General features: G+C 64.3%; 21 protein-coding genes. 12 read left to right on the top strand and 9 right to left on the bottom strand.

Annotated elements, in window-relative coordinates:
• The 4 genes from pncB to metK form a co-directional block, all read right to left on the bottom strand.
• Positions 1 to 813, bottom strand: an 813-nt coding sequence (gene pncB / locus RR928_RS14790; protein WP_332683108.1) for a nicotinate phosphoribosyltransferase, incomplete at its 3' end; no start/stop codon positions are given.
• A gap of 12 nt (positions 814 to 825) precedes the next feature.
• Complete coding sequence (locus RR928_RS14785; protein WP_332534562.1) at positions 826 to 1674, bottom strand: cysteine hydrolase; 849 nt, start codon at positions 1672 to 1674, stop codon at positions 826 to 828.
• 79 nt (positions 1675 to 1753) lie between these two features.
• Entirely contained in the window at positions 1754 to 1939 is a 186-nt protein-coding gene (locus RR928_RS14780) for a DUF1328 domain-containing protein (RefSeq protein ID WP_159910842.1), read from the bottom strand.
• A 195-nt stretch (positions 1940 to 2134) separates the two neighbouring features.
• Positions 2135 to 3319 carry a methionine adenosyltransferase gene (gene metK / locus RR928_RS14775; RefSeq protein WP_332534560.1) on the bottom strand — a complete coding sequence of 395 codons (1185 nt, stop codon included), beginning with the start codon at positions 3317 to 3319 and terminating at the stop codon, positions 2135 to 2137.
• A gap of 128 nt (positions 3320 to 3447) precedes the next feature.
• On the opposite strand from metK, the gene RR928_RS14770 reads away from it, so the two are divergent.
• Together RR928_RS14770 and RR928_RS14765 are read left to right on the top strand one after the other, a co-directional pair.
• Positions 3448 to 4305 carry a lysophospholipid acyltransferase family protein gene (locus tag RR928_RS14770; protein WP_332547985.1) on the top strand — a complete coding sequence of 286 codons (858 nt, stop codon included), beginning with the start codon at positions 3448 to 3450 and terminating at the stop codon, positions 4303 to 4305.
• Positions 4302 to 5171: a lysophospholipid acyltransferase family protein gene (locus RR928_RS14765; RefSeq protein WP_332534556.1), complete on the top strand. Its 870-nt coding sequence runs from the start codon at positions 4302 to 4304 to the stop codon at positions 5169 to 5171. Before RR928_RS14770 ends, RR928_RS14765 begins: the two co-directional genes overlap by 4 nt.
• Before the next feature lie 5 nt (positions 5172 to 5176).
• On the opposite strand, the gene RR928_RS14760 is transcribed toward RR928_RS14765, so the two are convergent.
• Both RR928_RS14760 and yihA read right to left on the bottom strand, forming a co-directional pair.
• Positions 5177 to 6109: an alpha/beta hydrolase gene (locus RR928_RS14760; RefSeq protein WP_332683104.1), complete on the bottom strand. Its 933-nt coding sequence runs from the start codon at positions 6107 to 6109 to the stop codon at positions 5177 to 5179.
• Positions 6110 to 6157: 48 nt separating this feature from the next.
• On the bottom strand, positions 6158 to 6910 hold the full coding sequence (gene yihA, locus RR928_RS14755) for a ribosome biogenesis GTP-binding protein YihA/YsxC (RefSeq protein ID WP_332534552.1): 753 nt from the start codon (positions 6908 to 6910) through the stop codon (positions 6158 to 6160).
• Between the two features lie 72 nt (positions 6911 to 6982).
• On the opposite strand from yihA, the gene RR928_RS14750 reads away from it, so the two are divergent.
• The 5 genes from RR928_RS14750 (at position 6983) to RR928_RS14730 (ending at position 13238) form a co-directional block, all read left to right on the top strand.
• Positions 6983 to 7624, top strand: a complete 642-nt coding sequence (locus tag RR928_RS14750; RefSeq protein WP_332534550.1) for a c-type cytochrome — start codon at positions 6983 to 6985, stop codon at positions 7622 to 7624.
• Between the two features lie 155 nt (positions 7625 to 7779).
• Positions 7780 to 9957 (top strand): cytochrome c biogenesis protein ResB, encoded by a 2178-nt coding sequence (locus tag RR928_RS14745; protein ID WP_332534548.1) that lies wholly within the window; start codon positions 7780 to 7782, stop codon positions 9955 to 9957.
• Positions 9954 to 11300, top strand: a complete 1347-nt coding sequence (gene ccsB / locus RR928_RS14740; RefSeq protein ID WP_332534546.1) for a c-type cytochrome biogenesis protein CcsB — start codon at positions 9954 to 9956, stop codon at positions 11298 to 11300. The genes RR928_RS14745 and ccsB overlap by 4 nt, the downstream gene beginning before the upstream one ends.
• A gap of 277 nt (positions 11301 to 11577) precedes the next feature.
• Positions 11578 to 12573: a protein-methionine-sulfoxide reductase catalytic subunit MsrP gene (msrP, locus tag RR928_RS14735; protein ID WP_332534544.1), complete on the top strand. Its 996-nt coding sequence runs from the start codon at positions 11578 to 11580 to the stop codon at positions 12571 to 12573.
• A gap of 50 nt (positions 12574 to 12623) precedes the next feature.
• Complete coding sequence (locus RR928_RS14730) at positions 12624 to 13238, top strand: sulfite oxidase heme-binding subunit YedZ (RefSeq protein ID WP_332683112.1); 615 nt, start codon at positions 12624 to 12626, stop codon at positions 13236 to 13238.
• Here the strand turns inward: RR928_RS14730 and RR928_RS14725 are convergent.
• A complete protein-coding gene (locus RR928_RS14725) occupies positions 13228 to 14055 on the bottom strand; it encodes an MBL fold metallo-hydrolase (RefSeq protein WP_332534542.1) in 828 nt (275 codons plus the stop codon). The two genes, RR928_RS14730 and RR928_RS14725, sit on opposite strands and share 11 nt — an antisense overlap.
• 79 nt (positions 14056 to 14134) lie before the next feature.
• Positions 14135 to 14350: an LPS translocon maturation chaperone LptM gene (gene lptM / locus RR928_RS14720; RefSeq protein ID WP_332534541.1), complete on the bottom strand. Its 216-nt coding sequence runs from the start codon at positions 14348 to 14350 to the stop codon at positions 14135 to 14137.
• A gap of 12 nt (positions 14351 to 14362) precedes the next feature.
• Here lptM and cyaY point away from each other — a divergent pair, with 12 nt between their 5' ends.
• Entirely contained in the window at positions 14363 to 14698 is a 336-nt protein-coding gene (gene cyaY / locus RR928_RS14715) for an iron donor protein CyaY (protein ID WP_332534540.1), read from the top strand.
• A gap of 62 nt (positions 14699 to 14760) precedes the next feature.
• Here cyaY and RR928_RS14710 read toward each other — a convergent pair whose 3' ends face one another.
• On the bottom strand, positions 14761 to 17145 hold the full coding sequence (locus RR928_RS14710) for a penicillin-binding protein 1A (protein ID WP_332683100.1): 2385 nt from the start codon (positions 17143 to 17145) through the stop codon (positions 14761 to 14763).
• A gap of 274 nt (positions 17146 to 17419) precedes the next feature.
• Here RR928_RS14710 and RR928_RS14705 point away from each other — a divergent pair, with 274 nt between their 5' ends.
• The 4 genes from RR928_RS14705 to RR928_RS14690 are packed head-to-tail and all read left to right on the top strand — an operon-like array spanning position 17420 to position 20336.
• On the top strand, positions 17420 to 18499 hold the full coding sequence (locus RR928_RS14705) for a pilus assembly protein PilM (RefSeq protein WP_332534536.1): 1080 nt from the start codon (positions 17420 to 17422) through the stop codon (positions 18497 to 18499).
• Positions 18496 to 19107 carry a PilN domain-containing protein gene (locus tag RR928_RS14700; protein WP_332534534.1) on the top strand — a complete coding sequence of 204 codons (612 nt, stop codon included), beginning with the start codon at positions 18496 to 18498 and terminating at the stop codon, positions 19105 to 19107. Before RR928_RS14705 ends, RR928_RS14700 begins: the two co-directional genes overlap by 4 nt.
• Positions 19108 to 19110: 3 nt before the next feature.
• Positions 19111 to 19788 (top strand): type 4a pilus biogenesis protein PilO, encoded by a 678-nt coding sequence (locus RR928_RS14695; protein ID WP_332534533.1) that lies wholly within the window; start codon positions 19111 to 19113, stop codon positions 19786 to 19788.
• Positions 19788 to 20336: a pilus assembly protein PilP gene (locus RR928_RS14690; RefSeq protein WP_332534532.1), complete on the top strand. Its 549-nt coding sequence runs from the start codon at positions 19788 to 19790 to the stop codon at positions 20334 to 20336. Before RR928_RS14695 ends, RR928_RS14690 begins: the two co-directional genes overlap by 1 nt.
• Positions 20337 to 20394: the final 58 nt, after the last annotated feature.

Here is a 20394-nt window from a genome sequence, read left to right as displayed (position 1 = left end):
GTCGAAGTCGTGCAGGAAAGCGTTCATGCCCACGGTGTCCGTGAGGGCGATGCCCAGGTCGCCGCGGTATTCCTGCACCCAGTCCTCGAGCGCGGCGTTCTGGAAGTCGCGCAGACGCACGCCCAGTGCCTGGTAGCTTTGCATGTACTCATGGGCCATGGTGCCTATGGGCACGATCTGCAGGTCGCGCGCCAGCAGCACGTTGGACGTGCCCTTGAACCATTGCGGCGTCTCGGTCGCGAAGCGCTGCACGACTTCGCGCTGCCATGCGCCCGAGAAACGCCGGCGCACGCCGAAGTCGAACATTTCGAACGGATGGCGGCGCTGGGCCGCGCCGGCCAGCGCCTTGAGCTGCTCGACCTTGTGGGTGAGCCGCACGCGGCCTTCGCGCAGCGCGGCTGCGGCGTCGAAGCGGCGGAAGTACAGCTCGTTGACGATGGCCAGCACATAGATCTCGAAGCCCATCACATGCACCTGCGGGCCGTGGGCGACGATCTGCAGCGTATCGCCTTCGGCGCGCGCTTCGATGAACGCGCGCTGGAAGCGGAAGATACGCAGGAAGTCGATGAAGTCGCTCTTGATGAAGCGCAGCGAGCCTATGTAGTCGAGTTCGTCCGGCGCAAACGACAGCGCGCACAGCGCATCGAGTTCGCGTTCGACTTCGGGCAGCAGCTCGCTCAGCGGGTACTCCGGCGTGTTGCGGCAGACGAATTCATAGCGCGCCTGGGTCTGCGGATGGCGGTGCAGCATCGCCTGCCACATGGTGAACTTGTAGAGGTCGGTGTCGAGCAGGCTGGAAATGATGGGCGGCATGGTGCGGGGCGTTCAGTCGGTCAATGTCAGGGTGTCGCTGGTGGCGAATTGCACGCCCCGGGCGCGCATGGCGGTGAAGAACTCCTGCTCGGCGGACTCGAAGCCCGCGACCGGGCCCATGCAGTCGGTCAGCAGCAGCAGGCGCTGGGCATGGCCTGCGGGCAGGTATTGCACCAGATGCTCCACCGTGGCGCGCACGCAGTGGCTGCTGGCTTCGCCCGCGATCACCAGCAGGTCGGCCTGGGCCAGGCGTTCCAGCAGCACGCTGTTGAGCGCCGTGCCCGGGTCGGTGGGGTCGACGACTTCGGCCATCAGCGCGCTGTAGTGTTCGGTCCAGGGGTTCATTCCCTTGAACACGCTGCAGACCGCGCGCTGGCGCTGCATCTGCCAGGCCGCGCAGGCGTCCAGCAGTTCGGCATGCAGGCCATGGCCCCAGCTGCCGATTTCGCAGTGCACGGGCCAGACGATCAGCGTATGCCGGCCCTGGCTTTCAAGCGCATCGAGATAGGCCAGCGCGAGCGCGAGGTGCAGGGGCTCGCGCGGAATGAATTCAGCGCTGCGCACCTGCTGTGCGGAAATGGCAGTGAAGGGCGCGACCGGCTGGCCATCGGCCTGCTGCCAGAAAACGGGGTGGGCGATGTCGAAACGCTGATGGGAGTCGAGCGTGACCGTGATTTCATCGATATGCGCGGCCTGCGTGCCCACCCAGTGCGCGAGGCGCTGCATGTGGCGATGGGCGCCGGCCACGGGAAGGCTGGGTGCAGTTGTGCCACGCGTCGGATGGACAGGCCACCAGTCTGCGGGCACATCGCAAAAGTCATTCTGCGGGTCTATGGCCAGCAGCTGGATGGAACGCGTCATGGAGCCAGTGTAGACGCGCTGTCGCCACGCCGCCGCGTTGACCTGGGCAGCGGCGCGGCGAATCGGCGGGAGACGGCGATTACTTGAGCGCCTTGCGTGCCGCGCCCACGCCCAGCACGGCGAGCACCACGAAGATCACGGCCAGCACCAGGAAGACGATGAACAGCAGCTTGGCAATGCCTGCCGCGCCTGCGGCCACGCCGGTGAAGCCCAGGGCGCCGGCCAGCAGCGAGATGACGGCGAAGATGATGGCGTATTTGAGCATGGTGTTTTCCTTGGAAGCTGAGGGCGTCGGTCAATGCGCCGACGAGCAGTTGCTACGTTAGCGTTTGCAACCGGGCTCGGCTGTGGGCCGGACAGCGCTGCTGGCGTAGGAACAAACCTGCGTCGCCCGCCAAAGAAAAAGGCCTGCACGCGGGCAGGCCTCGGGGCTTAGAACGGGCAATGCCCGTTGTCCAAGTTAACGCAAGCCGGCAGCGGCGCGCAGCAAAGCGGCCTTGTCGGTCTTTTCCCAGGTGAATTCGGGCTCTTCGCGGCCGAAGTGGCCGTAGGCCGCGGTCTTGCTGTAGATCGGGCGCAGCAGGTCGAGCATCTGGATGATGCCCTTGGGACGCAGGTCGAAATGTTCGGCCACGAGCTTGGCGATCTGGTCGTCGGGAATCACGCCCGTGCCTTCGGTGTAGACCGTGATGTTCATCGGGCGCGCGACGCCGATCGCGTAGGCGACCTGGATCTGGCACTGGCGCGCCAGGCCTGCGGCGACGATGTTCTTGGCCACGTAGCGCGCGGCGTAGGCGGCCGAGCGGTCGACCTTGGTTGGATCCTTGCCCGAGAACGCACCGCCGCCATGGGGGCAGGCGCCGCCGTAGGTGTCGACGATGATCTTGCGGCCGGTCAGGCCGCAATCGCCTTGCGGGCCACCGACCACGAAGCGGCCCGTGGGGTTGATCAGGTACTTGGTGTCCTGCAGCCACTCGTTGGGCAGCACGGGCTTGATGATTTCCTCAATGATGGCTTCGGTGAAGCTGGCCTTCATCTTGGTCGCGGTTTCCGACTGGTCGGGGCTGTGCTGGGTCGACAGCACGACGGTGTCTATGCTGTGCGGCTTGCCGTCGACATAGCGCATCGTCACCTGGCTCTTGGCGTCGGGGCGCAGGAACGGCAGGCGGCCGTCCTTGCGCAGCTGCGCCTGGCGCTCGACCAGACGGTGGGCGTAATAGATGGGCGCGGGCATCAGCTCGGGCGTTTCATCGCAGGCATAGCCGAACATCAGGCCCTGGTCGCCGGCGCCCGTGTTGAGTTCGTCGTCGCTGGCCTTGTCCACGCCCTGGGCGATGTCCTGGCTCTGCTTGTCATAGGCGACGAGCACGGCGCAGCCCTTGTAGTCGATGCCGTATTCGGTGTTGTCGTAGCCGATGCGCTTGATGGTGTCGCGCGCGACCTGGATGTAGTCGACGTTCGCGCCGGTGGTGATTTCACCCGCCAGAACCACCAGGCCGGTGTTGGTCAGCGTCTCGGCTGCCACACGCGAGTGGGGGTCTTGGGTGAAAATGGCATCCAGGATCGCATCGGAGATCTGGTCGGCCACCTTGTCGGGGTGTCCTTCAGAGACAGATTCCGAAGTGAAAAGAAAATCGTTCGCCATTGAATAAACTCCTGTGTTCCAGCATTTGAGGCGTTGCCCAAGCTGACGGAGCCCGGCGAACGCTTTAGCAGAATTTTTTTACGTCGCCCTGCAAGTTGCTCATTTAACTCAGCGACCCTCCTATTTTAATGCCAAGCCTGTTCCACTTGTTCTCGTTGCTGCCTTTATGGCTTTTGCATGGTGTCGGTGCCGCCCTGGGGTGGCTGGTATTCCTGGTCTCGGGCACCTACCGCCGGCGCTTCCTGCAGAACGTGCATCAGGCGGGCTACCGCTTTGCCGATGTGCGCGCTGCCGTGGGCCATGCGGGCCGCATGGTCGCCGAGCTGCCGCGCATGTGGTTGCGCTCCGACCCCCCGGCCTGCGAAATGGTGCGACCCGATCCCGTCGAGCAGGCCTGGGCCAGGGGGCGGGGCATCGTTTTCCTCACGCCCCATCTGGGCTGCTTCGAGCTGTCGGTGCAGGCCGCGGCGCGCCGCTGGAGCGCCGAGCGCGGCCCCATCACCATTCTTTACCGGCCCGCGCGCCAGGCCTGGCTGGCCCAGGTGATGGAAACCGCGCGCAACCGGCCCGGCGTGCAGGCGGTGCCGACCGCGCTGTCGGGCGTGCGTCAGATGATCAAGGCGTTGCGCCGCGGCGAAGCCGTAGGCCTGCTGCCCGACCAGGTGCCGCCTGATGGACAGGGCCTGTGGTCGCCGTTTTTCGGCCGTGACGCCTACACCATGACCCTGGCGGCGCGGCTGGTGCAGCAGACCGGTGCCAGCGTGATCATCGCCCGCTGCGAGCGCAAGTCCTGGGGCCGCGGCTATACGCTGTATTTTGAGGAGTTGCCCTTGCCTTTGTCAGATTCGTTGGAGACCGCTGTGCTGCAGCTCAACCAGGCCATGGAGCAGACCATTCGCCAATGCCCGTCGCAATACCTCTGGGGCTATGCACGCTACAAGAAACCCCGGGCCGAGCAGTCCGCCGCCGCGCAGGTGGCTCCATGAGCGCGCGCTTCGGTGTCTGGCTGATGGGCGCGCTGGGGCGTCTGCCGCTGCGCTGGCTGCGCGCGCTCGGCTGGCTGCTGGGCCGCGTGCTGTTCGTGGTCGCCGTGCCGCGGCGCAAGATCGCGCTGCGCAATCTGGAGCTCTGTTTCCCGCATCTTTCGCTCGCCGAGCGCCAGGCGCTGGCCCGGCGCAATTTCGTGGTGTTCTGCCAGACCTGGCTGGACCGGGGCTGGCTCTGGTCGGCGCCCGAGGCCGTGGTGCGCTCGCGCGTGAAGCTCGAAGGCGCGCTGCATGAACTCGAAGGCGATACGCCGACCATCGTCTTCGCGCCGCATTTCTACAGCATGGACGCGGGCGGGCTCACGCTGCCGCTCAACACCACGCGCGCGTTCACGTCGATATTTTCGACCCATCCCAATCCGACGATAGACGACTGGTTCATGGGCGGGCGCCAGCGCTTTGGCGACGTGCGCATGCTCAACCGCGCCGATGGCGTCAAGCCCATCATCTCGAGCCTGCGCCAGGGCGGGCTGCTGTATCTGCTGCCCGACATGGATTTCGGCAAGAACGACTCGGTGTTCGTGCCGTTCTACGGCGTCACGGCCGCGACCATCCCCTCGCTGTCGCGCTTTGCGCGCCTGGGCCGGGCCAAGGTCATAGGCATGTATACGCGGCTCACGCCCGAAGGCTATGTGGCGCAGATCACGCCGGCCTGGGAAGACTTTCCGACCGCGGATGCAGTCGCCGACACCGCGCGCATGAACCGCGAGCTCGAGAAGTGGATAGACACCATGCCCGAGCAGTACTACTGGGTCCACAAGCGCTTCAAGACCCGGCCCGAGGGCGAGCCTTCGCTGTACAGCTAGCGTTTCTACGCCGCAAGGCGGTGCTCGTCGAACTGCTGCTGCACGAAATGCTCGAGCTCGTCGATCACGCGCGCCGGGCGTTCGTGCACCACCCAGTGCGAGGTGTTGCGCAGGTGCTGGATCTGCAGCCGCGGCACCCATTCTTCCAGCCCGTCCAGAAGTCCCGGGCGCAGCGCCGGGTCGCTCATGCCCCACAGCACCAGCGTGGGCACATCGACGCGCAGTGCGGAATCGGGCAGCTGCAGGTGTGCGAGATGGTCGGGCTCGCCCGGTGCCGGCGGATAGAGCGGGCTGGCACCGTAGTAATGGCAGGCGCCCTGCATGCCGCGCGACCAATGCTTGCGGTAGCGGGCCTGCAACGCGGGCGTGAGCCAGGCGGGCAGGCGGCCATCGGGTTGGGCGAAAAAGCCGAACGCGCGCCGGTAGTCGTGCTCGGCGAGCAGCGCGGGCGCGTCGGCGCGGCGCAGAAAGCGCATGTAGTCGCTGGCCTGGCGCTGTTCGGCCTGTTCGCGCAGCTCGCGCAAAAACGCCCCCGCGTGGGGGGCGTTGAGCACCATGAGGCGTTCCATGCTGTCTGGATGCTGGCTGGCCACGCTCCAGGCCAGCGCGCCGCCCCAGTCGTGGGCGACCAGGCAGGCCAGCGGAGCATCGGGGCTTTCCAAGGCGATCAGTGCGCGGATGTCCTGCACCAGATGGCGTGCGTGGTAGGCCGTGACTTCGGTCGGGCTGCTCGACTTGCCGAAGCCGCGCAGATTCGGCGCGACGCAGCGAAAGCCGCCGTTTTCAGGCGCCGAGAAATGCGCCAGCAGCGCATCCCAGATGAATGCGCCTTCGGGAAAGCCGTGGAGGAACAGCAGCACCGGCCGGCCCGGCGTGCCCGCGATGCGGCAGCGCAGAGTGGTGCCGTGGGGCAGGACATGGTCGCAAGTCTGGATCATGGAGCTACTCTCTCGGTAGCCTCCAGCCTTGGCTGAACCTGCTGGAAGCTAGTTGGCCTGGGGTTCGTCAGCGCTGTCCGACGCGGTGGACGGCGCTGCGGGCGTGGCTTCGTCCGGCGCCGTGGCGGGCACTTCCGGATGCGACCAACGCCATAGTAGCTGAGCCACATCGTCCACACCCTGTTTCTTGAGTGCCGAGAACAACATTGCCTCGCCGCCGCCGGCCTGCAGGCGCGCGATGGACAGCGCCTTGCTCTGTTCGGCGCGCGTGAGCTTGTCGGCCTTGGTCAGCAGGATCAGGAACTTCATTCCGTCTTCGACACGTGGGCGCACGGCTTCGAGCAGCGCCTCGTCGAGTTCGGTCAAGCCCAGGCGCGGATCGCACAACAGCACGATGCCGGTGAGGCTGCTGCGGGTAATCAGGTAGTTGACCATCACCTGTTGCCAGCGTATCTTGTCCGAGCGCGACACTGCGGCATAGCCGTAGCCCGGCAGATCGGCCAGTACCGCATCGGTGACGCCTTGGCGTCCCAGCGAGAACAGGTTGATGTGCTGCGTGCGGCCAGGTTTCTTGGATGCGAAAGCCAGCTGCTTTTGCTGCGTCAACGTGTTGATGCAGGTGGACTTACCGGCGTTGGAGCGGCCGACAAAGGCGATTTCCGGGACGTCGATAGCAGGCAGGTGGTGCAGTTGCGCGGCGGTGGTCAGAAAGCGCGCAGTGTGCATCCAACCCATGGCGAGCTTGCCATCGATAACGGGAGAAGGCTTGCCCGCAGCCGGTGCGGGAGATGAGTTCGTCATGGGGGGTATCTATGCTTTGGAGCCTCATTGTAGAATTGTGCGGTTCAGTGCACCTAACAACAGACCCTCGATATGAAGTTGCTCGCCTCTATGCTGATGGCTGCCTTTCTGGCAGCACCAATTCTCCCGGCCATTGCGGCAGGAGAAACGCCCGCGGCGCCGCAGGCAAACGCCAAGATTGATCTGGCGCAAGGAGCTGCAGGGTTTACTGCAGTATGCGCAGCATGCCACGGTGCGGATGGCAACTCGACCATTGTGGCTAATCCGGCCCTGGCTCAGCAGCATCCCGAGTACCTTGTCAAGCAACTGCATGACTTCAAGAGCGGTGCGCGCAAGGACCCGGTGATGCAGGGTTTCGCCTCGGCGCTTTCCGACCAGGAAATGAAGAACATCGCCGGCTGGCTCGCATCGCAGAAATCCAAGGGCGGCTTCGCCAAGGACAAGGATCTGGTCGTGCTGGGCGAGCGCATCTTCCGCGGCGGCATACAGGATCGCAATATCGCGGCCTGCGCCGGCTGCCACAGCCCTAACGGCGCCGGTCTGCCCGTGCAGTACCCGCGCCTGGCCGGCCAGCACGCTGACTACACTATTAAACAACTGGTAGAGTTTCGGGACGGCAAGCGCGGCAACAGCCTGCCCATGACCCAGGTGGCGGCCAAGCTCAACGACCGTGAAATCAAGGCGGTTGCGGATTACATCGCCGGCCTGCGTTGATGCGTTGAACGGTTTCAGCGGGTTGTTGGCCAGGCGCTGAACGGTTTCACTCCAGCGCAGGGAACCAAACGCCAATCACAAACCCCAATGGGCGGGTCCATCCTTTGCTGAGGTGGTCCCGCTTTTTTGCTTTCGGGCTTTGCGTTCATTCTTCCATGTCAGATACTTCTTCCCGCGCGACTTCTTCCTTCGGCTCACAGGCTCGGCGCGCGACCGTCGAGCTGCTGTCGTCGATGCGCTTTGCGATCGCCTTGCTCACGGTGATCTGCATCGCTTCGGTGATCGGCACGGTGCTCAAGCAGCACGAGCCCGCCGTCAACTATGTGAACCAGTTCGGTCCGTTCTGGGCGCAGCTGTTTCTCGCGCTCAAGCTCAACGCGGTCTACAGCGCCTGGTGGTTTCTGCTGATCCTGGCGTTTCTGGTGGTCAGCACCAGCCTGTGCGTGGCGCGCAATGCGCCAAAGTACCTGGCCGACCTGCGCACGTACAAGGAAAACATCCGCGAAAAAAGCCTGGAGGCGTTTCGCCATCGTGCCGAGGCCGACGTGCGCGGCAATCCAGAGGAAGCGGCCCAGCGCCTGGGCAAGCTGCTGGTCACGGGCGGCTGGAAGGTCAAGCTGCAGCAGCGGGATACCGCCGCGGGCAAAGGCTGGATGGTGGCCGCCAAGGCCGGCGCGGCGCACAAGCTGGGCTACATCGCGGCGCACAGCGCCATCGTGCTGATCTGCCTGGGCGGGCTTTTTGACGGCGACCTGATCGTGCGCGCGCAGATGCTGTTCGGCGACAAGACGCCCTACACGGGCGGCGGCCGAGTATCGGATGTCGCGCCCGAACATCGTCTGTCGGAGCGCAACCCCACTTTTCGTGGCAACCTGATGGTCGCCGAAGGCACGCAGTCGAGCACTGCCATCCTGAACCAGTCGGATGGCGTGCTGCTGCAGGAGCTGCCTTTCGCGGTGGAACTCAAGAAATTCATCGTCGAGTACTACTCGACCGGCATGCCCAAGCTGTTTGCCAGCGAAGTGATCATTCACGACAAGCATACCGGCGAGCAGACGGCGCAGCGCATCGAAGTCAACCATCCCGCGCATTACAAGGGCGTGGAAATCTACCAGTCGAGCTTCGATGATGGCGGCTCGGCGGTCAAGATGCGCGCCGTGCCCATGGACGGCACGGGCAAGCCGTTCATGGTCGAAGGCGTGATCGGCGGCACCAGCGAGTTCACGCGCACGGGCGCGGGCCGCGGCAATGCCGACGACACGCTGACGCTCGAATACACGGCGCTGCGCACCATCAACGTCGAGAACTTCGGCGCTGCAAAGGGCGCGGGCGCGCTGGCCTCGGCCACCGATGTGCGCAAGGTCGATCTCAAGTCGGCGATAGACGCGCGCCTGGGTGCGGGCCACAAGACCACGACCGAAAAAGAGCTGCGCAACATCGGCCCCAGCATTGGCTACAAGCTGCGCGATGCCTCGGGCCAGGCGCGCGAATACCAGAACTACATGATGCCGGTCGACACCGGCGACGGCAACCCGGTGTTCCTGCTGGGCGTGCGCGACAACCCGGTCGATGCCTTCCGTTTCCTGCGCGTTCCGGCCGACGCCGAAGGCTCGATGGACACGTTCCTGCGCCTGCGCGTGGCGCTGGCCGATCCGGCGCTGCGCGAGCAGGCCGCGCGCCGCTATGTGGCGACGGCGGTCGATGCGTCGCGCCCCGATCTGCGCGAGCCGCTGATGCAGTCGGCGCTGCGCGCGCTCGAAATGTATGCGGGCACGACCGACGACGCGGGCGTGAAGGTCGGCGGCCTGCAGGCGATTGCGCGCTTCATGGAGCAGAACGTTCCCGAAGCCGAGCGCTCGCGCGCCAGCGAAGTGCTGGTGCGCATTCTCAACGGCGTGCTGTTCGAGATGGCGCAGTCGCTGCGCGAGAAGAACGGCCTCAAGCCCATGGAAAACGACGCGCAGACGCTGGCGTTCATGACGCAGGCGGTGTTCTCGCTGAGCGACGCCCAGTTCTACCCCGCGCCCATGACGTTCATGCTCGACGATTTCACGCATGTGCAAGCCAGCGTTTTCCAGGTCACACGCGGACCCGGCAAGAACGTAGTCTATCTGGGTTGCCTGTTCCTGATTCTGGGGATCTTTGCCATGCTCTACGTGCGTGATCGACGCCTGTGGATCTGGCTGGCCCCCGCCGGCGAGGGCAGCAGCCACGCCACCGTGGCCCTTTCCACCAACCGCCAGACCATGGAAGGTGACAAGGACTTCGCCATGCTGACCGAAAAACTCATTGGGGCCCAGCCGATTGCGCGCCGCCCGGGAGCTTCTGAATGACGACCGCAACGACCGACCCTTCCGAGACCATCACCCTGCATTCGGGGTATTTTTCGCGCCGCAACTGGTTCGACTGGCTGTTCGCCGTGATTGTCACGGCCGGCGGGCTGTTCGCGCTGCAGCGCTACGCCGCCTATATGGATGTCTATGAGAAGGCCATTCTGCTGGGCACCATTCCTGCGCTGATCTGGCTGTGCTGGTTCTGGCGTCCGCTGCGCGTGCTGGTGCTGGCCGTCGCCGGCTTCTCGCTGCTCGCATTGAGTCTGTACCAGGTGGATGGCGCGGGCGATCTGGCGCGCGCCGACGCAGTGTTCGGCCTCAAGTATTTCCTGTCGAGCCAGTCGGCCATCCTCTGGATGAGCATGCTGTTCTTCATGAGCACCATCTTCTACTGGATAGGCATGTTCTCGCGCAACGAGGGCCGGACCATGTCGCTGCTGGGCTCGCGCATCGCCTGGGTGGCGGTCGCGATGGCGCTGATCGGCACCATGGTGCGCTGGTACGAAAGCTATCTGCTGGGTGCCGACATCGGCCACATTCCGGTCAGCAATCTCTACGAAGTGTTCGTGATGTTCTGCTGGATGACAGCGACTTTCTACCTCTACTACGAGGAAAACTACGACACCCGCGCGCTGGGCGCGTTCGTGATGCTGGTGGTCAGCGCGGCCGTGGGCTTTCTGCTCTGGTACACGCTGGTGCGCGAAGCGCATGAGATCCAGCCGCTGGTGCCGGCGCTCAAGAGCTGGTGGATGAAGCTGCATGTGCCCGCCAACTTCATCGGCTACGGCACGTTCGCGCTCGCGGCCATGGTCGCTTTCGCCTATCTGATCAAGCAGCAGGCCGGCGAGACCCGCTGGTACAAGCTCGCGCCGCTGTGGCTGCTGGGCATCGTGCTGTGCTTCGAGCCCATCGTGTTCCGCCAGGGCGCGACCGAGAACGGCGGCAGCTACTGGACCGTGTATTTCGGCATCTCGGCGCTGATCGTCGCCGGCATCCTGCTGGCGCGCAAGCACATCGCCGCGCGCCTGCCGTCGTTCGAGATCCTCGACGACGTGATGTACAAGTCGATTGCCGTGGGCTTTGCGTTCTTCACCATCGCCACCGTGCTGGGCGCGCTGTGGGCGGCCGAGGCCTGGGGCGGCTACTGGAGCTGGGACCCCAAGGAAACCTGGGCGCTGATCGTCTGGCTCAACTACGCGGCCTGGCTGCACATGCGCCTGGTCAAGGGCCTGCGCGGCACGGTGTCGGCCTGGTGGGCGCTGACCGGCCTGGGCGTGACCACGTTTGCCTTCCTGGGCGTCAACATGTTCCTCAGCGGGCTGCACAGCTACGGCGAATTGTAAAGACACCCCCTGAGCGCCTTCGGCGCTTCCCCCTCTCAACCTTCGGTGGAGGGGGCGCCCGGCTAGGGACGGCAGCCTCGCTGCGGGGCGGCCCTTGCTCGCTGCCCCCATGCTGGGGCACGCCAGTTGCATAAGCTGCTCATAATGCCTGGGCCTTCAATCTCTCATTACGCAAAAGGAGCGTCCAGCGATGGGCGCTCTTTTTTTTGTGGTCAGGCAGGTTGAACCAACCGCGGTCACAATGCATCAGACAAGGAAATTTGTCCAAGGAATTGCCATGCTGATAAGAACCGATAGCGACGGCTTCAACCATCCCCGGGGCAGTGAGATCACGCCCCAGCCGGTCTACGAGGCACGGCGCCAGTTGTTGCGCACCATGGCTGCGGGGGCGGCCGGTGGCACGCTCGCGGCCTGGGCCGGGCGCGATGCGCTGGCCGCGGTGCCGCGTCCGGGCAAGCTGGCCGCATTGCCCGGTCAGCCCAGCCAGGTGGTGGGCGCGAACACCATGGAAGCGCTGACGCCCTATGCCGATGCGTCCCAATACAACAACTATTACGAGTTCGGTCTCGACAAGGCCGATCCCGCGCGCAACGCCCACACGCTCAAGACCACGCCCTGGAGCGTCAAGGTCGAAGGCCTGGTCGCCAAGCCCGGCACCTTCAGCCTCGAAGATCTGATCAAGCTCAGCCCGCAGGAAGAGCGCATCTACCGCCTGCGCTGCGTCGAAGGCTGGTCCATGGTCATTCCCTGGGTCGGCTACTCGCTGGCCCAGCTGCTGCGCCAGGTGCAGCCGCTGGGCAGCGCCAAATACGTGGAGTTCGTCACGCTGGCCGATCAGAAGATGATGCCCGGGCTGCGCGCCAACGTGCTCGACTGGCCCTACACCGAAGGCCTGCGCCTCGACGAAGCCATGCACCCGCTGACGCTGCTGGCGTTCGGCATGTATGGCGAAGTGCTGCCCGCGCAGAACGGCGCGCCCGTGCGCCTGGTCGTGCCCTGGAAGTACGGCTTCAAGAGCGCCAAGAGCATTGTTGCCATCCGCCTGACCGACAAGCAGCCCGGAACGGCCTGGAACAAGGCGGCGCGCAATGAGTATGGCTTCTACTCGAACGTCAATCCCGATGTGCCGCACCCGCGCTGGAGCCAGGCCACGGAGCGGCGCATTGGCGAAGGCGGGCTGTTCGCCAAGAAGCGCAAGACGCTGATGTTCAACGGCTACGGCGAGCAGGTCGGCCAGCTGTACGCAGGCATGGACCTCAAGCAACAGTTTTGACCGCCACCCCGCAAAAGCGCGCCTTGCCCGCGCGCTGGAAAACCTGGTTCATGCACCCGGCGGCCAAGCCCCTGGTGTTCGTGCTGTGCCTGCTGCCGTTTGCCCAGCTGCTTTACGGCGCGGTGTTCGACACGCTGGGCGCGAACCCGGCCGAGGCGCTGATCCGCGCCACCGGCGACTGGACGCTGCGTTTCCTGTGCGTGGTGCTCGCGGTCACGCCGGCGCGCATTGTGCTGGGCCTGCCCGCGCTCGCGCGCTTTCGGCGCATGCTGGGCCTGTTCGTGTTTTTCTATGCGACGCTGCACCTGCTGTGCTACTCGGTCTTCGACCAGGGGCTGGATTTCGCGGAGATCTGGCGCGACATCGTCGAGCGGCCGTTCATTCTGGTCGGCATGTTGGCGTTCGCGCTGCTCACGGCGCTGGCCGTGACTTCGCCGCACCGCGTGCTGCGCTGGATGGGCGCGCGCCGCTGGCAATGGCTGCATCGCAGCGTCTATGCGATCGCCGGCCTGGCCATCCTGCATTTCTTCTGGATGCGCGCCGGCAAGAACAACTTCAACGAAGTGTTTGTCTACGCCGCCATCCTGGCCCTGCTGCTGGGCTGGCGCCTGCAGCGCGCCTTGCGCAAGCGCTGGGCCGCGAAGCCGGAAGCGATCAGCCGTTGACGGCGCGCAGCGGCGCGCGCGTGAGGCGCGAGATCGGGTCGATCACGGCATTCGACTGCTGGTAGGCGCGCTGGTCGAACAGGTCTATGCCGCAGGCCAGGGTCTCGAGCCAGTCGAAGAAGGCCTCGATCGCGGGCCGGCCCTGGATGGGTGCGCCGTGCTGGGGCACGATCATCGCGATATCGAGCTGGCGCGCCATGTGCAGCCACAGCCGCAGGATCTTGTTCGACACCATGTAGCGCCGGTGAAAGCCTTCCATGTGCGCAATGTGCGGGCCCAGGTCGGTCACGGGCACGGAAGCCTGGGCGCCGGTCACCATCGACGCCCCGAGATCGCCCGTGAACAGGATGCGGCTGACCGGATCGTAGAAGTGGAAATTGCCTTCGGAGTGCAGGAAGTGCGCGGGCAGCAGCAGCAGCTCGTTGCGCCCCAGCGGCAGGCGCCCGCCCGCGTCGGGCACGCCGATGATGCGCTCGTCGGTCTTGCCGACCTTGGCGAAATGCGGCACGAAGCGCTCCCAGACGCGCGAGATCACCAGCGAAGCCTTGGTGCTGCTCATCCAGCGGTCGAGCGAGGCAATGATGTCGGGGTCGGCATGCGAGGCGATCACATACGACAGCTTGGCGGGCGCGAAATGGCGCACCATGCCCATGAACAATTCGTTGAACGCGAGGTTGCCGCCGGGGTCGATGATGGCGCCGGTATCACCGTCGACGATCAGGAACTGGTTGGCCTGCACGGCCTGGCCATCTTCCTCGATCAGGTCGCAGAACATCAGGCAGGCATGGTGCTTGTCGCGGTACAGCTCAATCGGCATGGCAGGGCAATCCAGCGGAAAATCCCACTGTAGGCGCTGGCGCAGCCGGCGCTGTTGACCTGGATCAAGCAGGCCGGGATCAGCGGGCGTTCGCGGGCTGAACGGGGGCGCGCACCGGCGCCGTGGCGGCATCGTCGAAGATCTGCGAGCGCAGCGTTTCGGGCAAGGTGGCGCGTTGCGCGGCCTCGGGTGCGGTGGGAAGATACAGGGGTCCGCGCTGGCCGCAGGCACCGAGTGACGCCGCACACAGCGCAAGGGCAAAAGACCTGACTAGAATTTGGGAAGCTCTCAACATGTGCGGATTGTAATGAACGACCTAGAATTTCTCGATTGCGCTGAAAAGCTGCTGCTCGCGGTGGAGCAGGGATGCGACCGCATCAATGACGAATCGGACGCCGATATCGATGCCCAGCGCGCGGGCGGCATGGTCACGCTGTCCTTTCCCAACCGCAGCCAGATTGTGATCAATCTGCAAAGACCTCTGCACGAAGTGTGGCTGGCGGCCAAGGCCGGCGGCTTTCATTTCCGCTATGACGCCGACCAGGCCTGCTGGCTGGACACCAAGGGCGAAGGCGAGTTCTTTGCCTGCCTGAGCCGCTATGCGTCGCAACAGTCGAATCTGCCGCTGACCTTCAGCGCCTGATCGCGCTTGCGCCGGACATGAAAAAGCCCCTCGCGAGGGGCTTTTTCCATGGGGCGCGGCTGTCAGTTGCGGAACAGGTCCAGGATGCGATTGCGCTCTTCCGAGGGCGGCGGTGCCGATGGGCTGCCTTCGGTCGCGCCTTCGGGCACGCCCAGGCTGCTCACGCCCGCATTGCGCGCGAATTCCTCGTAGAACCATTCGCCACCGACGTTGACCACACCAGGCGGCACCGGCAGCTCGGCCACGGGAACGCCCTTGAGCGCGTGCTGCATGAAGTCGATCCAGATCGGCAGGCTCAGACCGCCGCCGGTCTCGCGCGAGCCCAGATTGCGCGGCGTGTCGTAGCCGATCCAGGTCACTGCCGCCAGCGTGGGCTGGAAGCCGCCGAACCAGGCGTCGACCGAGTCGTTGGTGGTGCCGGTCTTGCCGTAGAGGTCGGGGCGCTTGAGCGTGGCCTGGGCGCGCGCCGCGGTGCCGACCCGCGCCACGTCCTGCAGCATGCTGTTCATGATGAACGCATTGCGCGGCGGAATGGCTTCGGGCAATTGTTCCAGCGGCTGGGGCTGGAACTCGGACAGCACGCGGCCCTTGTGGTCGGTGATGCGCGTGATCAGCCAGGGGTTGACGCGGTGTCCGCCGTTGGCGAACACCGAATAGCCCGCGGCCATCTGCATGGGGGTGACCGAGCCCGCGCCCAGTGCCATCGTCAGGTAGGGCGGGTGCTTGTCGGCGTCGAAGCCGAAATGCGTGACCCATTCCTGGCCGAACTTGGGGCCTATGGCCTGCAGCAGGCGGATCGAGATCATGTTCTTCGACTTGTTCAGGCCGGTGCGCATGCTCATCGGGCCGTCATAGCGGCTGTCGTAGTTCTTGGGCTCCCAGGGCTGGCCGCCCGTGGTGCCGGCGCTGAAGAAGATGGGCGCGTCGTTGATCATCGTGGCCGGCGAGAAGCCTTTCTCGAGCGCGGCCGAGTAGATGAACGGCTTGAAGCTCGAGCCGGGCTGGCGCCAGGCCTGGGTCACGTGGTTGAACTTGTTCTTGCCGAAGTCGAAGCCGCCGACCAGCGCGCGGATCGCGCCGGTTTTCGGGTCGAGCGCGACGAATGCGCCTTCGACTTCGGGCAGCTGGGTGATTTCCCAGGTGTTCTTGGGCGTCTTGACCACGCGGATCACGGCGCCGGCGCGCAGCTTGATATTGGGCGGTGCCTTGTCGCTGAGGCCCGACTGCGCGGGCTTGAGGCCGTCGCCCGTGATCTCGAACTTTTCGCCATCGGCGCGCGTGGCGACGATCTTGCGCGGGTTCGCGTCCAGCACCACGGCCGACATCACGTTGCCGTTGTCGGGGTGGTTGGCGAGCACGTCGTCGATCGCATTTTCCTGCTCTTCGGCATCCTGGGGCAGGGCGATGAAGCGTTCCGGGCCGCGGTAGTGCTGGCGGCGCTCGTAATCCATGATGCCCTTGCGCAAGGCGGTATAGGCTGCGTCCTGTTCACCCGCGTTGAGCGTGGTATAGACGTTGATGCCGCGCGTATAGGCTTCGTTGCCGTACTGGGCGAAGATCAGCTGGCGCGCCATTTCGGCCACATATTCGGCGTGCACGCGCGTGTTGTTGCTGCCAGAACTGATCTTGAGCTCTTCCTGCTTGGCCTGCTGGGCTTCGGCGGAAGTGATGAAGCCGTTTTCCTCCATGCGCTCGATGATGTAGAGCTGGCGGCTGCGCGCGCGCTTGGGGTTGCTGATCGGGTTGTAGGCCGACGGTGCCTTGGGCAGGCCGGCGAGCATCGCGGCTTCGGCAATGGAGATCTGCTTGAGCGGCTTGCCGAAATAGGCTTCGGACGCGGCCGCGAAACCGTAGGCGCGATTGCCCAGATAGATCTGGTTCATGTAGATCTCGAGGATCTGGTTCTTGCTCAGCAGATGCTCGAGCTTGAACGTCAGCAACACCTCGTAGATCTTGCGCGTGAATGTCTTTTCCGAAGAAAGATAGACATTGCGCGCGACCTGCATGGTGATCGTGGACGCGCCCTGGCTCTTGCCGCCCGCGCCGAGGTTGGCGAGCACGGCGCGGGCAATGCCCTTGTAATCCACGCCGCCATGCTCGAAGAAACGCGTGTCCTCGATAGCGAGCACCGCATCGGTCATGACCTTGGGGATTTCCTGTATGGGCGTGAGCGTGCGGCGTTCCTCGCCGAACTCGCCGAGCAGCGCGCCTTCGGCTGAATAGATGCGCAGCGGCAGCTTGGGACGGTAGTCCGCGAGTTCGGAGACGTCGGGCAGGTTGGGGTAGGCCATTGCCAGCGCCACGGCCACCGTCAGCAGCACACCCACGACGCCGGCCACAGCGAGTCCGATCAGCCCGAACAGGACTTTGGTCAACCAGTGGAGGGGAGGGCGGGGAGAAGACGCGCGGGACGGCGAGGACTTTTCGGTTTTTTCAGAAGTCGGCATGGCGCAGCATAAGGGGAAGAACTGGCATTATAAAAATCGCTGCGATCCGGGGTCGGCGCAGCAACGCAATGCCATGAGGGAGAAATGCTCCAGCCGGAACTGGCGTGGACCAAGTGTCGACGAAGTGAGGATTCCTTCGCATGTAAACGTCTTATTTAGGCCACGCAAAGGCGATACAGTTGATACAACCTTAGGTTTTCATTGAGCGCTTGCTGATAGCATCAACGCGAAATGTGAGACCTTGTTGCATTTCTTACAGGCTCGGGAGGGCACGTTGATCACAGTAGGTTCCCTGTTCAGTCGCCAGCCTGCATCTTTGTTGGGTATTGACATCAGTTCTTCGAGCATCAAGCTCGTTGAGCTTGGCCGCGATGCGTCAGGGACGCTGGTGTTGGAGCGTTGCAGCATCGAGCCGCTGGAGCGCGGCTGGATTGCCGACGGCAATATTGAAAAATTCGATGAAGTCGCCGAAGCGCTGCGCCGCCTGGTGAAGAAAAGCGGCACGCGCAGCAAGAACGTGGCCATGGCGCTGCCGCCTTCGGCCGTGATCACCAAGCGCATTTCGCTGCCCGGAGAAATGAGCGAGCAGGAACTTGAAGTCCAGGTCGAGTCCGAAGCCAATCAGTACATTCCCTTTTCGCTCGACGAAGTGAGCCTGGATTTCTGCGTGATCGGTCCGACCGCGAATTCGCCCGGAGATGTCGACGTGCTGATCGCGGCCTCGCGCCGCGAGAAGGTCCAGGACCGCCAGGGCCTGGCCGAAGCCGCGGGCCTGACGCCGGTGATCGTCGATATCGAATCGCATTGCGCGCGCCTGGCCGCGGGCCGGCTGATCGATAACCTGCCGAAGAAAGGCCAGGATGCGATCGTCGCCTTGTTCGAAGTCGGCGCGCTCACGACCAGCATGCAGGTGCTGCGCAACGAAGAAGTGCTCTATGAGCGCGACCAGGCGTTCGGCGGTGCCCAGTTGACGCAATTGATTGCGCGCCAGTACGGCTTTTCGCTTGAGGAAGCCGAAGCCAAGAAGCGCAATGCCGAATTGCCCGAAGACTATTCGCAGGTCGTTCTCAAGCCGTTTGTCGAAAGCATGACGCAGGAAGTGGCGCGCGCGCTGCAATTTTTCTTCACCAGCACGCCCTACAACCGCGTCGACCACATTCTGCTGGCCGGGGGCTCGGCCCCCCTGCCTGGTCTGGTCGAGGCCATCACCCAACACACGGGCTTTGCCTGCGGCCTGGTGAACCCGTTCGATGGCATGCAGATCGGCAGCAATGTGCGGCTCAAGAAGATGGCGCGCGAGGCCCCGTCCTATCTGACGGCCTGCGGCCTGGCCCTGAGAAGGTTTCTCCAGTGATACTGATCAACCTACTTCCCCACCGCGAAGCGGCGCGCAAGCGCCGCAAGCAGATGTTCCAGACCACGATGCTGCTGTCGTTCGTCGGTGGGCTGCTGATCGCGGGACTGATCTACTCGATGCTGCAAAGCCAGATTGCCGACCAGCAGGGCAAGAACAGCCTGCTGCAATCGGAAATCAAGGTGCTGGAAAAGCAGATCGTGGAGATCGCCGGACTGGAAAATGAAATCACCGCCCTGCGCGCGCGCCAGAAAGCGGTCGAGGACCTGCAGTCGGACCGCAACCTGCCGGTCCATCTGCTGCATGAACTCGTGGCCCAGTTGCCTGACGGCGTCTACATCACCAGCCTCAAGCAGGACGGGCAGGTGATCAGCATGCAAGGCATGGCGCAATCCAACGAGCGTGTCTCGGAGATGCTGCGCAACCTGTCTGAAAACACGCCGTGGTTTTCCAAGCCGGAGCTCACGGAAATCGTCGCGACCAATCTGTCGCTGACGCCCAAGGACCCGCGCCGCGTGGCTTCGTTCAATCTGCGCTTTCGGCTGATGCGCACCAGCGAAGCGCAAAAGGCGATGGACGCCGTCCCGCCAGCTGCGGGTGGGAGATAAGCGATGGCCAAGAAAACCCGCAAGGGCCCGGATTTCGTCCGGCTGCAAGCCGAGCTGAAGAAGCAGTTCAGCAACCTGCATCCCAACGACCCGTCGCAATGGCCGGTCGTGCCGCGCACGCTGCTGTGCATCGCGATCGCCGTCGGCGTGGCGGTCGTGTTGTGGTTCGTGCAGCTGAGCGACTACCGCGATGAACTGCGCATGGAGCAGGAGCGCGAAGCGACGCTGCGCCAGGACTTCCAGAAAAAACTGACAAAGGCCGTGAGCCTGGAGGCGCTCAAGCAGCAGCGCGAACAGGTGCAGCAATACGTGATCCAGCTCGAGAAGCAGTTGCCCAGCAAGGCTGAAATGGCGGCACTGCTGTCCGATATCAATCAGGCGGGGCTGGGGCGCAGCCTGCAGTTCGAACTGTTCCGTCCCGGCCAGATGGTGGTCAAGGACTATTATGCCGAGCTGCCTATCTCGCTCAAGGTCACGGGCCGCTACCACGACATCGGCGCATTCGCCTCCGATATCGCCCACTTGTCGCGCATCGTGACGCTCAACAACATTGCCATTGCGCCGGTCGCCAAGGACGGCAACGGCACGCTGGCGATGGACGCGACGGCGCGCACTTTCCGCTACCTCGATGCGGATGAGATCGCGACGCAGAAGAAAGCGGCTTCGGAGAAGAAGAAATAATGCATCAACGACCGCTGATCCTCGCGCTGGGACTGTCCGTGGTGTTGCTCGGCGGCTGTGCCGACACTGAACAGGAAGAGCTGCAGCAATGGATGGCGCAGCAGCGCGCCCAGGCACGGCCCCGGATCACCCCGATCGAGGAACCGAAGAAATTCCAGCCCCAGACCTATGCGGTGGATGGTGGCGCCGATCCTTTCGATTCAGGCAAGCTGACCCAGGCCCTGCGGCGCGACGCCGCCAAGCAAGGCGGGCAGCAGGCCGGCCTGATGCAGTCGGAACTCAATCGCCGCAAGGAACCGCTGGAAGCCATGCCCCTGGACGCGATGGTGATGGTCGGCAGCCTGCAAAAGCTGGGCCAGCCGACCGCCCTGGTCAAGGTGGACCGGCTGCTCTACCAGGTGCGGGTAGGCAATTACCTCGGCCAGAACTACGGAAAAATCATCCGGATCACGGAAAACTCCATCCAGCTGCGTGAAATCATCCAGGATGTCACGGGAGAGTGGATTGAGCGCAATACCGAACTGGTGTTGCAGGAGACACAGAAATGATGAACAACATGCACGGAATTCTGGCGCAGCGCTTGCTGGCGCAGCGCTTGCTGGCGCA

It is taken from the genome of Comamonas sp. (assembly GCF_036666375.1).
In the GTDB taxonomy this organism is placed as follows: Bacteria; Pseudomonadota; Gammaproteobacteria; order Burkholderiales; family Burkholderiaceae_C; genus Comamonas.
This window is presented reverse-complemented; position numbering and strand designations above follow the sequence as displayed.

Excerpts from the sequence above, each read along its gene's own strand:
- RR928_RS14725 (WP_332534542.1), bottom strand. The coding sequence starts at position 14,055 with ATGCCGATTGAGCTGTACCGCGACAAGCACCATGCCTGCCTGATGTTC.
- RR928_RS14770 (WP_332547985.1), top strand. The coding sequence starts at position 3,448 with ATGCCAAGCCTGTTCCACTTGTTCTCGTTGCTGCCTTTATGGCTTTTG.
- RR928_RS14780 (WP_159910842.1), bottom strand. The coding sequence starts at position 1,939 with ATGCTCAAATACGCCATCATCTTCGCCGTCATCTCGCTGCTGGCCGGC.
- RR928_RS14785 (WP_332534562.1), bottom strand. The coding sequence starts at position 1,674 with ATGACGCGTTCCATCCAGCTGCTGGCCATAGACCCGCAGAATGACTTT.
- msrP (WP_332534544.1), top strand. The coding sequence starts at position 11,578 with ATGCTGATAAGAACCGATAGCGACGGCTTCAACCATCCCCGGGGCAGT.
- RR928_RS14765 (WP_332534556.1), top strand. The coding sequence starts at position 4,302 with ATGAGCGCGCGCTTCGGTGTCTGGCTGATGGGCGCGCTGGGGCGTCTG.
- RR928_RS14745 (WP_332534548.1), top strand. The coding sequence starts at position 7,780 with ATGTCAGATACTTCTTCCCGCGCGACTTCTTCCTTCGGCTCACAGGCT.
- RR928_RS14690 (WP_332534532.1), top strand. The coding sequence starts at position 19,788 with ATGCATCAACGACCGCTGATCCTCGCGCTGGGACTGTCCGTGGTGTTG.
- RR928_RS14760 (WP_332683104.1), bottom strand. The coding sequence starts at position 6,109 with ATGATCCAGACTTGCGACCATGTCCTGCCCCACGGCACCACTCTGCGC.
- RR928_RS14730 (WP_332683112.1), top strand. The coding sequence starts at position 12,624 with ATGCACCCGGCGGCCAAGCCCCTGGTGTTCGTGCTGTGCCTGCTGCCG.
- ccsB (WP_332534546.1), top strand. The coding sequence starts at position 9,954 with ATGACGACCGCAACGACCGACCCTTCCGAGACCATCACCCTGCATTCG.
- metK (WP_332534560.1), bottom strand. The coding sequence starts at position 3,319 with ATGGCGAACGATTTTCTTTTCACTTCGGAATCTGTCTCTGAAGGACAC.
- lptM (WP_332534541.1), bottom strand. The coding sequence starts at position 14,350 with ATGTTGAGAGCTTCCCAAATTCTAGTCAGGTCTTTTGCCCTTGCGCTG.
- RR928_RS14695 (WP_332534533.1), top strand. The coding sequence starts at position 19,111 with ATGGCCAAGAAAACCCGCAAGGGCCCGGATTTCGTCCGGCTGCAAGCC.
- RR928_RS14710 (WP_332683100.1), bottom strand. The coding sequence starts at position 17,145 with ATGCCGACTTCTGAAAAAACCGAAAAGTCCTCGCCGTCCCGCGCGTCT.
- RR928_RS14750 (WP_332534550.1), top strand. The coding sequence starts at position 6,983 with ATGAAGTTGCTCGCCTCTATGCTGATGGCTGCCTTTCTGGCAGCACCA.
- yihA (WP_332534552.1), bottom strand. The coding sequence starts at position 6,910 with ATGACGAACTCATCTCCCGCACCGGCTGCGGGCAAGCCTTCTCCCGTT.
- cyaY (WP_332534540.1), top strand. The coding sequence starts at position 14,363 with ATGAACGACCTAGAATTTCTCGATTGCGCTGAAAAGCTGCTGCTCGCG.